A 15,158-nucleotide genomic window follows, 5' to 3' on the forward strand; every position below is an offset into this window, starting at 1 on the left:
CATCCGAATGCGCGGCGCGGCGGCGCATGGCGCCGCCACGGGGCCTTAGTTGAAACGAACGTACTCGAAGTTCACGGGCTGGCGGTTGATGCCCATGACCGGCGGCGCGATCCAGTTGGCGAACTTGCCGGGCTCGGTCACGCGGCCCATCAGCGAGGCGACGAACTCACGGTCCTCCGGCGTGGGCAGCCATTGGTGGCGGTGCGCCTGCCATTGCGCCTCGGACAGGATCTCGCCCTCGGGCGACATGCGGATGCCGGCCAGCGTGCCGATCTGGCGGTTGAAGGCCTTGTGCGGCACCTGCAGGCGGAAGGCGATGCCGCTCTTTTCGATGACCTTGTTCCAGCGGCCGATGCCGGCCACCGAGTCGCGGATGAAGTCGTCGCGCAGCACTTCGTTGAGCGCGTTCAGCATCGGCACCTCGATCTCGCGCAGCCTGCCGTTGTCGACCGACAGCACGCGGTAGGTGTCGTTCTTGAGCTGGTGGTCGTCGTTGCGCTTGCTCTCTTCGTAGCGGCCCTTCAGGCCCGAGCCGTAGAAGATGGCGGCGTTGGACGACTGGTCGGCGCCGAACAGGTCGATGGTGACGCTGTAGTGGAAGTTGAGGTAGCGCTGGATCGTCGGCAGGTCGATGACGCCGGCGGCGCGCACGGCGGCGGGGTCGTCGGTCTTCAACTGGTTCATCACTTCGCAGGTGCGCTGGATCACGCGCGAGATGCCGGATTCGCCCACGAACATGTGGTGCGCTTCCTCGGTGAGCATGAACTTGGTGGTGCGGGCCAGCGGGTCGAAGCTGGACTCGGCCAGCGCGCACAGCTGGAACTTGCCGTCGCGGTCGGTGAAGTAGGTGAACATGTAGAACGCCAGCCAGTCCGGCGTCTTCTCGTTGAAGGCGCCGAGGATGCGCGGGTTGTCCGAATCGCCGGAGGTGCGCTGCAGCAGCGCGTCGGCCTCTTCGCGGCCGTCGCGGCCGAAGTAGCGGTGCAGCAGGTAGACCATGGCCCACAGGTGGCGGCCTTCCTCGACGTTGATCTGGAACAGATTGCGCAGGTCGTACTGCGACGGCGCCGTCAGGCCCAGGTGGCGCTGCTGCTCGATCGACGCCGGCTCGGTGTCGCCCTGCGTGACGATGATGCGGCGCAGGTTGGCGCGGTGTTCGCCCGGCACGTCCTGCCAGACGTCGCGGCCCATGTTCTCGCCGAAATGGATCTTGCGCTGGCCGTCCTGCGGCGCCAGGAAAATGCCCCAGCGGTAGTCGGGCATGCGCACGTGGTTGAAGTGGGCCCAGCCGTCGGGCTCGACGCTCACGGCGGTGCGCAGGTAGACATCGAAGCCGTGCGAGCCGTCCGGCCCCATGTCCTGCCACCATTGCAGGTAGTTGGGCTGCCAGTGTTCCAGCGCGCGCTGCAGGGTGCGGTCGCCGGACAGGTTGACGTTATTGGGGATCTTGTCGCTGTAGTTGATGCCTGACATTGTCTCTGCTCCTGGATGGACGGCCGCGTCGGGGCGGCGTCGGGTCTTGGGGCGGCGGCCACGCTGCGCGGGCCGGCGCCGTGTATGGGGACTTGCTGCGCGGGCCGCGTTAGACGCGGTTCCAGTCGAATGTCGCCTGCTCGCCCTTGCCGTAGAGTTTGAGCGCGCCCTTCTCGCCCGCCGCGTTGGGGCGGTTGAAGATCCAGTTCTGCCAGGCGGTCAGGCGGCCGAAGATGCGCGTTTCCATGGTTTCGCGGCCGCCGAAGCGCAGGTTGGCTTCCAGGCCGGTAAGCGCGTCGGGCGACAGCGCGCGGCGCTCTTCGAGCATCATGCGCACCTCGTCGTCCCAGTCGATGCTGTCGGGCGCGTAGGTCACCAGCCCCAGCGCCAGCGCGTCGCGCGCGGCCAGCGGCTGGCCGGCGCGTGCCCGCACCGCTTCGAGCGGCGCGGTTTCCTCGTGGAAGCGGCGTTGCAGGCGGCTCTGGCCGTTGACCATCGGGTAGGCACCGAAGTTGGCCTCGCCCACGATCAGCCGGGCCGCGTCGTGTTCTTCGCCGTCGCTGTCCAGCATGTAGCAGCGGTCGGCGGCCAGCGCCAGTTCCAGCAGCGTGCCGGCAAAGCACGAACCCGGTTCGACCAGCGCGAACAGGCTGCGGGAGGTCACGTCCAGGCGCGCCAGCGTGCGGCGCAGCAGGCCGGCGGTTTCGCGCACGAACCAGTGATCGGCGTGGCGTTGCAGCGCGGCGTCGGCGGCCAGCACGGCCTGCGCGTCGCCCTCGGTCTTGAAGATCCAGGTGCCGATGTCGAGTTCATTGGTGCGCAGCGACAGGATGGCGTCGTCCAGTTCGCGCGCCATCTGCAGCGGCCACCAGGCCGCGCCGGCGGCAACGATGTCGGCCAGTTCCGATTCCACCGGGCCTTGCGGCGCGCGCACCGTCCAGGTGGCCTGGCGCTTGGCGCGATCCAGTTGCACGTCGACGTAGCGGTAGGACAAGGCATCGGCGCCTTCCTCGCGCGCCAGCGGCGTCAGCGCCACGCCCGCCTCGCCGGCGGGGCGGCTGCTGCCCTCGGCCAGCGCCAGCGCGCGCTCGCGCACCGCGGCCTCGAACTGCGCCGGCTTGACCACGTCGTCGACCAGGCGCCAGTCCTTGGCGCGCTGGCCGCGCACGCCTTCGACCAGGGTGCAGAAGATGTCGGCGTGATCGTGGCGCACGCGGCGCTTGTCGGTGACGCGGGTCAGGCCGCCGGTGCCCGGCAGCACGCCCAGCAGCGGCACTTCGGGCAACGCGACCGAGGACGAGCGGTCGTCGATCAGCAGGATCTCGTCGCAGGCCAGGGCCAGCTCGTAGCCGCCGCCGGCGCAGGCGCCGTTGAGCGCGGCGATGAATTTCAGGCCGCCGTGGCGGCTGGAGTCCTCGATGCCGTTGCGGGTTTCGTTGGTGAACTTGCAGAAGTTCACCTTCCAGGCGTGCGAGGACAGGCCCAGCATGAAGATGTTGGCGCCCGAACAGAAGATGCGGTCTTTCATGCTGGTGACGACCACGCTGCGCACCTCGGGATGCTCGAAGCGGATGCGCTGCAGCGCGTCGTGCAGCTCGATGTCCACGCCCAGGTCGTAGGAATTGAGCTTGAGCTTGTAGCCCGGACGCAGGCCGCCGTCCTCGGCCACGTCCATCGCCAACGTGGCGACGGGGCCATCGAACGACAGTCGCCAATGGCGATACTGGGAGGGATCGGTCCGAAAGTCGACCTTGTTGGCGGCGCTGCTCATTGCTTGTCTCCTGATGCCCTAGCCAGATAGGAAAAATACTGCACGACATGAATTATTATGCAGATTAATGCAGGCAAAAATCAGCGTCAAGCAAAAGATGCACAAAAGTGCAGGTCGTTGGAAACACGTCGAGGCGTACGCCACTGAAGCCCCCATCCTTGGACGGACAGGCCGACGTCCGCGCCCCGCCAAACAAAAGGCCGCCCCAACGGGCGGCCCTGGCGGTCGGCGAAAGACGCGGGCGCTACAGCGGCAGGCCGCAGGCCTTGCGCACCTGGGTACGCAGGCCGGCGAAGCTCTCCTGCACGTCCAGGTGGCTGGTGACCCAGGTCAGGTCGGCCTTGGCGTAGAACGCCTCGCGCCCGGCCAGGATGCGCTTCAGGTCGGCCATGGCTTCGTTGTTGCCGGACATCGGCCGGAAGTCCCCCTGCGCCATCACCCGGCCCATGTGCTCCTCGGGCGTGGCGCGCAACCAGACCGTGTAGCAGTGCGCCAGCAGCAGGTTGAGCGTGGCCGGCTCGGACACCAGGCCGCCGGGGGTGGCCAGCACCATTTCCGGATAGATCTGCACCGCCTCTTCCAGCGCGCGCCGCTCGTAGCGCCGATAGGCGTTCGGGCCGTACAGGTTGTGGATTTCCAGGATGCTGCAGCCGGCCACGCGCTCGATCTCGCGGTTCAGCTCGACGAACGGGTAGCCCAGGTCATCGGCCAGCATCTGGCCCAGCGTCGACTTGCCCGCGCCGCGCAGGCCGATCAGCGCGATGCGCTGCGTGCGGTTGGGGCGCTGCGCGCCGGCGCCCACGCCGAACAGCTGGGTCAGCGCCTCGCGGGCGCGCTGCAGATCGGACTCGGTGCGGCCGCTGAGCAGCTCGCGGATCAGCAGCCAGTCGGGCGATTCGGTGGTGACATCCCCCACCAGCTCGGCCAGCGCGCAGTTGAAGGCCTTGGCGATCTGCAGCAGCACCAGGATCGAGGCATTGCCCACGCCGTGCTCGAGATTGGCCAGATGCCGCTCGGACACGCCGGTCACCTGCGACAACCCCTTGCGCGTCATGCCGCGGATGGCCCGCAGGCGGCGCACCCGCTCGCCCAGCGCCACCAGGAAGGCTTCCCGCCTGGGTTCGGTTGGCGCCGCGTCTTCTAGCGCTTGGTTCATGGTGTAGCTGACTCCGCAAAAACCCTGATAACACCCGATTTATGCACTATAGTGCTTGACCCGCATCAATGGAAGCACTATTTTTCCTCAAACAGCTTCAACAGCATGTCAGGTGCGACAAAACAGCACTGGATTGCATCCGCCGCTGAAGCGCCGACAGTGTATAGGAGGAGACCGGGTGAGCACGCCAGAACGATTCCACGCGCTGATGCGCCAGGTGACGGACCTGATGGCCGGCCAGGCGCTCGACGGCGCCCTGCAGCAGCGCCTGAACCAGCAGGCCGGCCCCGACAGCGCGTTGTACGCCGACATCTTCGCCGCCTGTAGGCAGGGCGTGGCCGACGGCTGGATGTGCAACCGAGAAGGCGGCGGCATCCGCTACGGCCGCGTCATCAAGCCGGCCGAGGACCTGGGCGGCTGCTCGGTGGACGTGGTCGACATGGACGATCTGGCCGGCCCGCACCACGCGCATCCCAACGGCGAAGTCGACATGATCATGCCGCTGACCGACGCAGCGCGCTTCGACGGCCACGGCGCCGGCTGGCTGGTCTATGGCCCCGGCAGCGCCCACCGCCCCACCGTGACGCAGGGCCGCGCGCTGGTGCTGTACCTGCTGCCCGGCGGCGCCATCGAGTTCACCCGCGCATGAATCCGCGCCCCGCTTCCCCACAGCGCCCCGGCCGCGCCCCGCGTGGCCGGCCGGCTGCCGGCGCGGGCTGACCCGCGCCTCATGCCCTGTCCCCGGTCACGACAAGCCGCCAGACGCTTGCGGACCGCCGGACAGGCCGCCCCGCCCGCCAGGACACCAGGAGACAACCGTGAATGCCTGCCCCGCCGAACTGAACTTCGCCAGCCACCTGGCCGCCTTGAACGCGCCGCGCGCCGCCAAGCTGGCCTACATCGACGACACCCGCCAGCTCACCTACGGCGAACTGGCCGAACACGTGGCGCGCATGGCGGGCGCACTGCGCCAGTTGGGCCTGCGGCGCGAAGAACGCATCCTGCTGCTGATGCAGGACACGGCGGACTGGCCGGTGGTGTTCCTGGGCGCGCTCCACGCCGGCGTCGTGCCCGTGGCCGTGAACACCCTGCTGACGCCGGACGACTACGCCTACATCCTCAACCACAGCCGCGTGCGCGCCGCGTTCGTCTCCGAGAGCCTGCTGCCGACCTTGCAGGCCGCGCTGGCGCAGGCGCCCGGCGAGGTCGAACACCTGGTGGTGTCACGCCCCGCGGCGGCGCTGCCTGCCGGCGCGCACGAACTCGACGCGCTGCTGGCCGCCGCCCCGCTGGCGCCGGCCGCGCGCACGCTGTCCGATGAGATCGCCTTCTGGCTGTATTCGTCGGGCTCCACCGGCAAGCCCAAGGGCGTGGTCCACACCCATGGCAACCTGTGGCACACCGCCGAGCTCTACGCCAAGCCGGTGCTGGGCATCCGCGAGGACGATATTGCGTTCTCGGCCGCCAAGCTGTTCTTCGCCTACGGGCTGGGCAACGGCCTGACCTTTCCGCTGTCGGTGGGCGCCACCGTCGTGCTGATGGCCGAGCGGCCCACGCCGCAGGCCGTATTCCAGCGCCTGGTGCGGCACCGTCCGACCGTGTTCTACGGCGTGCCGACGCTGTACGCCAGCATGCTGGCCGCGCCCGACCTGCCGCCGCGCGAACAGGTGGCGATGCGCATCTGCACCTCGGCCGGCGAAGCCCTGCCGCGCGACATCGGCGAACGCTTCCAGCGCCATTTCGGCTGTGACATCCTGGACGGCATCGGCTCGACCGAGATGCTGCACATTTTCCTGTCGAACCGCGCCGGGCAGTTGCGCTACGGCACCACCGGCAAGCCGGTGCCCGGCTACGAGGTGCAACTGCGCGACGACAACGGCGCGCCGGTGGCCGCTGGCGCGATTGGCGACCTGTACATCAAGGGCCCGAGCGCGGCGCTGATGTACTGGAACAACCGCGACAAGACGCGCCAGTGCTTCCTGGGCGATTGGCTCAAGAGCGGCGACAAGTACATCTGCGACGCCGACGGCTACTACACCTATGCCGGCCGCAGCGACGACATGATCAAAGTCAGCGGCCAGTACGTGTCGCCGGTGGAAGTGGAGAACGTGCTGGTGCAGCACGAGGCGGTGCTCGAAGCCGCCGTGATCGGCGTGCCGGACCACGACGGACTGGTCAAGACCAAGGCCTACGTGGTGCTGCGGCCGGGCTACGCGCCGGACGCGAACACCGGCGCCGACCTGCAGCGCTACGTCAAGCAGCACCTGGCGCCCTTCAAGTATCCGCGCCAGATCGACTTCACCGACGAACTGCCCAAGACCGCCACCGGCAAGATCCAGCGATTCCGCCTGCGGCAGTTGGAACAGGTCACGCCATGAGCGCCGTGCCCGCCCCCGAGCCCACCGCCCTGGCCGACGTGCGCGCGGCGGGACGCGACCTGCGCCTGGAATACCAGTGGATCGCGGCCGCGCGCCGGGATGCGCCGCTGCTGGTGTTCCTGCACGAAGGACTGGGGTCCGTGTCGATGTGGAAGGACTGGCCGCGGCAGGCCTGCGCCGCCGCCGGCTGCCGCGGGCTGGTCTATTCGCGCCACGGCTACGGCCGCTCCACGCCGCTGGCCTCGGGCGAAAAGCGCCCGGTCGACTTCATGCACCGCGAGGCCGCCGACGTACTGCCCGCGCTGCTCGCCGCGCTTGGCATCGACGCCAGCCGCGACCGGCCCATCCTGTTCGGCCACAGCGATGGCGGCTCCATCGCGCTGCTCTACGCCGCCCTGCATCCCGGCGCAGTCGCGGGCGTCGCGGTGGCGGCGCCGCACATCTTCGTCGAGGACCGCACCGTGGCGCATATCGAACAGGCGCGCCAGGCCTACCGCGACACCGACCTGCGCGCGCGGCTGGCGCGCCATCACGATGACGTCGATTCGGCCTTCAGTGGCTGGAACGACGTCTGGCTGGACCCCGCCTTCCGGCGCTGGAACATCGAGGATCACCTGCCCACCATCGCCTGCCCCGTGCTGGCGATGCAGGGCGTGGACGATGAATACGGCACGCTCGAACAGATACGCGGCATCCGCCGCGCCGCGCCGCAGACACGGCTGCTGGAGATTCCCGACTGCCGCCATTCGCCGCACAAGGACCAGCCCGCCATCGTTATCCAGGCCATCGCCGGCTTCGTCGGCGCGCTGGACCAACCCGGCCGCCCCAGCGGCAGCCCATGACAAGCACGGAGACACCACCATGACCCACGCCCTGACCCGGGCCGCGCTGAGCGCGGCGCTGATGCTGGCCGCAAGCGGCGCCCTGGCCGCCGACAAGCTCAAAGTCGGCTTCATGCTGCCCTACAGCGGCACCTACGCCGCGCTCGGCACCGCCATCGAGAACGGCTTCAAGCTGTATGTGGCCGAACAGGGCGGCAAGCTCGGCGGGCGCGAGATCGAATACTTCAAGGTGGACGACGAGTCCAACCCGTCCAAGGCCGCCGAGAACGCCAACCGCCTCATCAAGCGCGACCAGGTCGATGTGCTGATCGGCACCGTGCACTCGGGCGTGGCGATGGCGCTGGCCAAGGCCGCCAAGGACGCCGACACCACGCTCATCGTGACGAACGCCGGCGCCAACGCCATCACCGGCCCGCTGTGCGGCCCCGGCATTTTCCGCACCTCGTTCACCAACTGGCAGCCGGCCTACGCCATGGGCCCGGTGGCGAAGGCGCGCGGCCACAAGACGGCGGTGACCATCACCTGGAAGTACGCGGCCGGCGACGAGGCCATCGGTGGTTTCAAGGAAGGCTTCGAGCAGGCCGGCGGCAAGGTGGTCAAGGAACTGAGCCTGCCCTTCCCCAACGTCGAATTCCAGTCGCTCCTGACCGAGATCGCCGCGCTCAAGCCCGACATGGTGTTCACCTTCTTCGCCGGCGGCGGCGCGGTCAAGTTCGTGCAGGACTATCACGCGGCTGGCCTGGACAAGACCATCCCGCTGTACGGCTCGGGCTTTCTCACCGACGGCACGCTGCAAGCGCAGGGCGCGTCGGCGCAGGGGCTGCTGACCACCCTGCACTACGCCGACGGCCTGAACACGCCGCGCGACAACGCCTTCCGCGCCGACTACGGCAAAGCCTACAACATGCAGCCCGACGTGTACGCGGTGCAAGGCTACGACGCCGCGCAACTGATGCAGTCGGGGCTGGCGGCAGTCAAGGGCGACTTCGGCAAGAAGGCGGAATTCCGCGAGGCCATGCGCGGCGCCACGGTCGACAGCCCGCGCGGCGCGTTCACGCTGTCCAAGGCCGGCAACCCGGTGCAGGACATCTACCTGCGCCGCGTCGACGGCCTGGAAAACAAGGTGGTGGACGTGGCCGTGCGCAAGCTGGCCGACCCGGCCCGCGGCTGCAAGCTCTAGGACTGGAGAGTCCCCATGGACCTCGGCATCCTGCTCATCCAGAGCCTGAACGCCTTCCAGTACGGCCTGTTGCTGTTCCTGGTGGCCAGCGGGCTCACGCTGATCTTCGGCATCATGGGGATCATCAACCTGGCGCACGGCAGCTTCTACATGATCGGCGCCTACATGGCGTTCGCGCTGGGGCCGGCGGTGGATCGCTGGCTCGGCGGCGGCTTCGTCGCCACCCTGGCGGTGTGCGTGCTGGCCGCGGCCGCGCTCGGCTATCTGCTGGAGGCGGCGTTCTTCAGCTACCTGTACCGCCGCAACCACCTGCAGCAGGTGCTGATGACCTACGGCCTGATCCTGGTGTTCGAGGAACTGCGCAGCATCCTGGTGGGCAACGACGTGCACGGCGTGCCGCTGCCGTCCTGGCTGCAGGGCAGCATCGCGCTGGGCGACGTGATGACCTATCCGGTGTACCGGCTGTTCATCTCGGCGGTGGGCATCGCGGTGGCGCTGCTGCTGTACTGGGTCATCGCGCGCACGCGGCTCGGCATGATGCTGCGCGCCGGCGCCAGCAACCGCGAGATGACCGGGTCGCTGGGCATCGACGTCAACAAGCTGTACCGGCTGGTGTTCGCCGCCGGCGTGGCGCTGGCGGCGCTGGCCGGCAGCATCGCCGCGCCGGTGTCGTCGGTGTATCCGGGCATGGGCAACGGCGTGCTCATCATCTGCTTCGTGGTGGTGGTGATCGGCGGCATCGGTTCGATCCGCGGCGCGTTCCTGGCGGCGATGCTGGTGGGCGTGGTCGAGACCTTCGGCCAGGTGCTGTTCCCCGCCGCCGCGGGCGTGCTGGTGTACGTGCTGATGGCCGCGATTCTGCTGTGCAAGCCCGAAGGGCTGTTCAAACAGGGCTGACCATGAATGTGAATCGACTCCTGCCTGTCGCGACCCTGCTGGCGCTGGCCGCCTTCGCCTGGAGCGGCAGCGACTACTACACCGGCCTGGCCGTGAAGATCATGATCTACGCGGTGTTCGCGCTCAGCCTGCAGTTGCTGGTGGGCGGCGCGGGGCTGGTCAGCCTGGGGCACGCGGCGTTCTTCGGCATCGGCGCCTATGCCGCCGCGCTGCTATCGCCGCAGTCGGAGGCGGCCAGCCTTTGGTGGCTGTTGCCGGCGGCGCTGCTGGCGGCCGCCGCCTACGCCGCGCTGACCGGCGCGCTGGCGCTGCGCACGCGCGGCGTGTACTTCATCATGGTGACGCTGGCCTTCGCGCAGATGGCCTACTACGTGTTCCATGACACCAAGGTCGGCGGCGGCAGCGACGGCATCTACCTGTACTTCCGGCCGCAGGCCAATATCGCAGGCTGGCTGCCATTCGACCTGGACCAGGGCAATACCTATTATTTCTTCGTGCTGGCCTGTCTGGCGCTGACCTGGGGCTTCCTCGCCCTGCTGCGGCGCTCGCCGTTCGGCGCGGCGCTGGCCGGCATCCGCATCAACGAACAGCGCATGCGGGCGGCCGGCTATTCGACCTATCCGTACAAGCTGGCGGCGTATGTGATCGGCGCCGCGCTGGCGGGCCTGGCCGGCTTTCTGTTCGCGCTCAAGGATGGCTTCGTCACGCCCGAGCTGCTGGCCTGGGAACAATCGGGGCTGGTGCTGCTGATGGTGATCCTGGGCGGCATGGGCAGCCTGGGCGGCGCGGTGCTGGGCACGGCCGCGCTAGTGCTGTTGCAGGAACTGTTCCAGTCGCAGGCGCTGTTCGGCGACTACGCGCGCCACTGGCACTTGCCGCTGGGCCTGGCCATCATCGCGCTGGTCGCGCTGCTGCCCGACGGGCTGGCCGGCCTGCCGGCGCAATGGCGCCGGCGCCGCGCCCGCCACGCCCCCAACACGCCGGCCTCGCCCGCCGCCAAACCGCTGGCCCTGCCGATCCAAGGAGAGCCCCATGCCTGATCCCCTGCTGACCGCCAACGCGGTCACCCGGCGCTTCGGCGGCCTGACCGCCGTCAACGGCGTATCGCTGGCATTGCAACGCGGCGAAGTGCATGCCGTCATCGGCACCAATGGCGCGGGCAAGTCGACCCTCATCAACATCCTGTCCGGCGAACTGGCGCCCAGCAGCGGCCAGGTGTCGCTGGGCGGGCGCGACATCACCGCCTGGGACCAGCCTGAGCGCGCCCGCGCCGGCCTGGGCCGCAGCTACCAGCGCTCGACCCTGTTCCCGGAACTGAGCGTGTTCGAAAACTGCCGGCTGGCGGCGCAGGCGCGGCGCCAGCGCTTCTGGCACTGGTGGCGGCCGGCCTCGGCCTGCGCGGTCAGCGCCGACCTGGCCGCGCAGGCGCTGGAGCGCACCGGCCTGGCGGCCGACGCCATACAACCGGCGGGGCTGCTGCCGCATGGCCGCAAGCGGCAGCTCGAGATCGCCATGTGCCTGGCCGGCGAACCGCAGGTGCTGCTGCTGGACGAACCGCTGGCCGGCATGGGCCCGGAGGAAACCGACCGCATCCTGGCGCTGCTGCGGACGCTCAAGGCCAACCACGCCATCCTGCTGGTCGAGCACGACATGGACGCGGTGTTCCGCATCGCCGACACCATCACCGTGATGGTCAACGGCAGCAGCATCGCCAGCGGCGACCCGGCGCGGATCCGCGCCAATGCCGAGGTGCGCACCGCCTACCTGGGCGAAGACCTGGACGGAGACTTCACATGCGCGCACTGATCGAAGCCGACGGCCTGCATGTGTACTACGGCGCCAGCCACGTGCTGCGCGGCGTCGGCCTGCGCATCGGGGCGGGCGAGTCCGTGGGACTGGTGGGCCGCAACGGCATGGGCAAGACCACGCTGATCCGCAGCCTGGTGGGCCAGGTGCGCAGCGCCCAGGGCCGCGTGGCGGTGCGCGGCGCCGACTGCACCCGCGCCCGGCCGCACGCCATCGCGCGGATGGGCGTGGCCTACGTACCCGAAGGCCGCGGCATCTTCCCCAACCTGAGCGTTCGCGAGAACCTGCTGGTGGCGGCGCGCGCCGGCGAACAGGGACGGCGCGACTGGACCTATGCGCGGGTGCTGGAGACTTTTCCGCGCCTGACGGAACGGCTGGGCCATGGCGGCCAGCAGCTGTCGGGCGGCGAACAGCAGATGCTGGCGATCGGCCGGGCGCTGATGACCAACCCCGACCTGCTGATCCTGGACGAAGCCACCGAAGGCCTGGCGCCGCTGATCGTGGCCGAGATCTGGAAGATCATCCGGCAGATCCGCGCCACCGGCATGTCGACGCTGATCGTCGACCGCAACTACCGCGCGGTGCTGGCGCACACCGACCGCTGCCTGGTGATGGAAAAGGGATTGATCGTGCAGGACGGCGACAGCGCGGCGCTGGCCGCCGCGCCCGAACAGCTGACTCGCTACCTGGGGGTCTGATTACCCCGCGCCGCCTGCTCGCGACGCGGGGCGGGCGCGTCAGATCAGCGCTTCGATCAGGAACGGGCCGCGGCGCTTCAGGCCGTCCTGCAAGGCGCGGGCGAAGCCTTCCACGGTATCGACGCTAACCGCCTCCACGCCCATGCCGCGCGCCAGGTGCGTCCAGTCCAGATACGGTTCTTCCAGGTCGAGCATGCGGCGCGCGTTGCGGCCCGGCTCCTGCACGCCCACGTTCTTCATTTCGCCGTGCAGCGTGGCGTAGGAGCGGTTGGCCAGGATCACCGTCAGGCAGTCCAGGTTCTCGCGCGCCTGCGTCCACAGCGCCTGCAAGGTGTACATGCCGCTGCCGTCCGCCTGCAGGGTGATGACCTTGCGGTCCGGGCAGGCCACCGCCGCGCCGGCCGCCAGCGGCAGGCCGATGCCGATGGCGCCGCCTGTCAGCATCAGCCAGTCATGCGGCGCGCTGCTGGCGCTGTAGATCGGGAATTCGCGGCCCTGGGTGATGGACTCGTCGCAGACGATGGCATTCTCGGGCAAGTGGTGCGCCACCAGGATGTTGACGGCGGCGCCGGTCAGCTTGCCGCTGGCCGGCACCTCGTAGGCCGGCGCGGGCGCCGCCAGGCGCGGCGCGTCGGCGGCGATGCCGAGTTCGTCGGCCAGCCATTCCAGCGCATGCGCCAGGTCCTGCTCGACGGTGGCCAGCACGATCTTCTCGCAATCCTCTGGCGCCAGCAGGCTGGGCTTGCCGGGATAGGCGAAAAAGCCCACCGGGGCCTTGGCGCCGACCAGCACCAGGTGGCGCACGTCCTTGAGCTTGGCCACCGCCAGGTCGATCGGGTACGGCAGGCGGTCGACCGGCGTGCGGTCGCCGCCGCGCTCGACGCGGCGGTTGGAGGTCTCGGACATGAGCCGCACGCCGGTGGCGCGGGCGATGCGGCCGGCGGCCTTGAGCGCGCGTTCGCGCAGCGCGGTGCTGCCCAGCAGCAGCGTGGTGGTTTCGCCGGAGCGGATCGCCTTGGCGGCGGCGCGCACCGCCTCGATGGTGGTGTGCGGCACGGCCTCGTCGACCACCTTGGCCACCGCGGTGTCGGCCGGCAGCTCGGTCCAGGCGGAGTTGGCCGGCAGGATCAGGGTGGCGATGTTGCCCGGATGGCGGCGCGCCACGGCAATGGCCTCGGCGGCGTCGGCCGACATCGATTCGGCCGACATGCCGCGCTTGACCCAGTGCGACATGGGCCGCGCCACGCCTTCGACGTCGCTGGTCAGCGGCGCGTCGTACTGCACGTGGTAGGTGGCGTGATCGCCGACGATGTTGACCATCGGCGTGCGCGCGCGCTTGGCGTTGTGCAGGTTGGCCAGACCGTTGCCCAGGCCCGGCCCCAGGTGCAGCAGCGTCGCCGCCGGCCTGTCGGCCATGCGCGCGTAGCCATCGGCGGCGCCCGTCACCACGCCTTCGAACAGGCCCAGCACGCAGCGCATCTTCGGTTTGCGATCCAGCGCCGCGACGAAGTGCATCTCGGACGTGCCCGGGTTGGCAAAGCAGACGTCCACATCATTGGCCAGAAGGGTATCGCAAAGACTATCAGCGCCGTTCATCGTGTTTCCCTGGTTGTTTTGTATCGGGCGGGCGCAAGCGGCTGCGCGCCCTTCCCCGGCAATCATAGGGAGGGTAACGCAAACCGGCTAGAGCCATTTGCGGCGCCCGGCATGGAACCATTTCGGGGGTTCCGGCAGCCGGAATTTCCAGGGCGGCCGCGGCGCCGGCAAGCGCCGGAAACAAAACGGCCCGCGCAAGGCGGGCCGTTCGTGCTCAGGTCACCGCGATCAGCGGATCGGCCACGGGTACATCGCGCCGCCCTTGCTCCACAGCGCGTTGGTGCCGCGTTGCAGGCCCAGCTTGCTGTCCTTGCCGACGTTGCGCTCGAACACTTCGCTGTAGTTGCCCACGGCCTTGATGGCGTTGTAGGCCCACTTCTCGTCCAGGCCCATGTTCTTGCCGGCGCCCGGCGTCACGCCCAGGATGCGCGAGATGTTGGGGTTGTTGCTCTTGAGCATCTCGTCCACGTTCTTCTGCGTGATGCCGTATTCCTCGGCTTCCAGCAGCGCGAACAGCGTCCAGCGGACGATGCCCAGCCAGTTCTCGTCGCCCTGGCGCACCATGGGGCCGAGCGGCTCCTTGGAGAAGCGTTCCGGCAGGATCTCGTAGTCGTCCGGTTTGGCGACCTGCGTGGCGCGCACGGCGGCCAGCTGCGAGGCGTCGTCGGTGAAGGCGTCGCAACGGCCCGACTCGAAGGCGCGCACGACTTCGGTGACCTTGTCGATCACGACCGGCTTGAATTCGATGTTGTTGGCGCGGAACCAGTCAGCCAGGTTCAGTTCGGTGGTGGTGCCCGGCTGCACGCAGACGGTGGCGCCGTTCAGTTCCTTGGCGCTTTTCACGCCCAGCTTCTTGTTCACCAGGATGCCCTGGCCGTCATAGAAGCTGGCGGCCACGGCCGACAGGCCCAGCGAGGTGTCGCGGGTCTGCGTCAGCGTGACGGTGCGCAGCAGCACGTCGACTTCGCCCGATTGCAGCGCGGTGAAGCGTTGCTGGGTCGACAGCGCGGTGCCCTTGAATTTGGTCGGGTCGCCAAACACGGCGGCGGCGACGGCGCGGCAGATGTCCACGTCCATGCCTTCCCATTCCCCCTTGCTGTTGGTGGCCGAGAAGCCCGAGACGCCGTCGGTCAGGCCGCACTGCACGTACCCCTTCTTCTTGACCGCATCCAGCGTGGGGCCGGCCACCGCCGCCTGGGATGCGCACGCCAGGGCAAGCGCGCCGGCAGCAAACGAAATCAACCGCTTCATTATTGCTTCTCCTGAATTAGATGCCCGCGCCGGCCTGTAGGCCTGCCGCGGCTGAAACCAAGCCCATGCTTTGCGGGCCGGCCGCCAGATTACGCCATGTCCACGGCGTG

Annotated in this window: 13 protein-coding genes; 8 read left to right on the forward strand and 5 right to left on the reverse strand. The window is 69.0% G+C overall.

From position 1 onward, the window contains the following. Positions 1–45 precede the first annotated feature (45 nt). The 3 genes from boxB to ABFG95_RS08650 all read right to left on the reverse strand — a co-directional run bounded on the left by boxB (position 46) and on the right by ABFG95_RS08650 (position 4,400). Positions 46–1,473, reverse strand: coding sequence for a benzoyl-CoA 2,3-epoxidase subunit BoxB (boxB, locus tag ABFG95_RS08640; protein ID WP_049075447.1), 1,428 nt, complete (start codon positions 1,471–1,473; stop codon positions 46–48). A 109-nt stretch (positions 1,474–1,582) separates the two neighbouring features. Further along, positions 1,583–3,244, reverse strand: coding sequence for a 2,3-epoxybenzoyl-CoA dihydrolase (boxC, locus tag ABFG95_RS08645; RefSeq protein WP_348995763.1), 1,662 nt, complete (start codon positions 3,242–3,244; stop codon positions 1,583–1,585). Positions 3,245–3,488: 244 nt separating this feature from the next. Then, positions 3,489–4,400: a helix-turn-helix transcriptional regulator gene (locus ABFG95_RS08650; protein WP_054501062.1), complete on the reverse strand. Its 912-nt coding sequence runs from the start codon at positions 4,398–4,400 to the stop codon at positions 3,489–3,491. 178 nt (positions 4,401–4,578) lie between these two features. Between ABFG95_RS08650 and ABFG95_RS08655 the strand changes: the two genes are divergently transcribed. The 8 genes from ABFG95_RS08655 to ABFG95_RS08690 all read left to right on the forward strand — a co-directional run bounded on the left by ABFG95_RS08655 (position 4,579) and on the right by ABFG95_RS08690 (position 12,201). Next, complete coding sequence (locus ABFG95_RS08655; RefSeq protein WP_020926744.1) at positions 4,579–5,049, forward strand: DUF4863 family protein; 471 nt, start codon at positions 4,579–4,581, stop codon at positions 5,047–5,049. Between the two features lie 169 nt (positions 5,050–5,218). After that, the gene (locus ABFG95_RS08660; RefSeq protein WP_175203757.1) at positions 5,219–6,778 is read left to right on the forward strand and encodes a benzoate-CoA ligase family protein; all 1,560 of its coding nucleotides are present in this window, start codon (positions 5,219–5,221) and stop codon (positions 6,776–6,778) included. Next, on the forward strand, positions 6,775–7,620 hold the full coding sequence (locus ABFG95_RS08665) for an alpha/beta hydrolase (RefSeq protein WP_348995764.1): 846 nt from the start codon (positions 6,775–6,777) through the stop codon (positions 7,618–7,620). The genes ABFG95_RS08660 and ABFG95_RS08665 overlap by 4 nt, the downstream gene beginning before the upstream one ends. A 19-nt stretch (positions 7,621–7,639) precedes the next feature. After that, the gene (locus tag ABFG95_RS08670) at positions 7,640–8,800 is read left to right on the forward strand and encodes an ABC transporter substrate-binding protein (protein WP_049075455.1); all 1,161 of its coding nucleotides are present in this window, start codon (positions 7,640–7,642) and stop codon (positions 8,798–8,800) included. A 15-nt stretch (positions 8,801–8,815) separates the two neighbouring features. After that, a complete protein-coding gene (locus tag ABFG95_RS08675) occupies positions 8,816–9,697 on the forward strand; it encodes a branched-chain amino acid ABC transporter permease (protein WP_006385541.1) in 882 nt (293 codons plus the stop codon). Between the two features lie 2 nt (positions 9,698–9,699). Further along, positions 9,700–10,737, forward strand: a complete 1,038-nt coding sequence (locus ABFG95_RS08680; protein ID WP_068980120.1) for a branched-chain amino acid ABC transporter permease — start codon at positions 9,700–9,702, stop codon at positions 10,735–10,737. Continuing rightward, complete coding sequence (locus ABFG95_RS08685) at positions 10,730–11,503, forward strand: ABC transporter ATP-binding protein (protein ID WP_348995765.1); 774 nt, start codon at positions 10,730–10,732, stop codon at positions 11,501–11,503. Before ABFG95_RS08680 ends, ABFG95_RS08685 begins: the two co-directional genes overlap by 8 nt. Continuing rightward, positions 11,491–12,201 carry an ABC transporter ATP-binding protein gene (locus ABFG95_RS08690; RefSeq protein ID WP_059272322.1) on the forward strand — a complete coding sequence of 237 codons (711 nt, stop codon included), beginning with the start codon at positions 11,491–11,493 and terminating at the stop codon, positions 12,199–12,201. The genes ABFG95_RS08685 and ABFG95_RS08690 overlap by 13 nt, the downstream gene beginning before the upstream one ends. 39 nt (positions 12,202–12,240) lie before the next feature. Here the strand turns inward: ABFG95_RS08690 and ABFG95_RS08695 are convergent, their stop codons facing one another. Beyond that, positions 12,241–13,797, reverse strand: coding sequence for an acetolactate synthase large subunit (locus tag ABFG95_RS08695; protein WP_100504199.1), 1,557 nt, complete (start codon positions 13,795–13,797; stop codon positions 12,241–12,243). Positions 13,798–14,025: 228 nt separating this feature from the next. Beyond that, positions 14,026–15,048 (reverse strand): amino acid ABC transporter substrate-binding protein, encoded by a 1,023-nt coding sequence (locus ABFG95_RS08700; RefSeq protein ID WP_006385546.1) that lies wholly within the window; start codon positions 15,046–15,048, stop codon positions 14,026–14,028. Positions 15,049–15,158: the final 110 nt, after the last annotated feature.

Source organism: Achromobacter sp. HNDS-1 (assembly GCF_040084795.1).
In the GTDB taxonomy this organism is placed as follows: Bacteria; Pseudomonadota; Gammaproteobacteria; order Burkholderiales; family Burkholderiaceae_B; genus Achromobacter; species Achromobacter ruhlandii.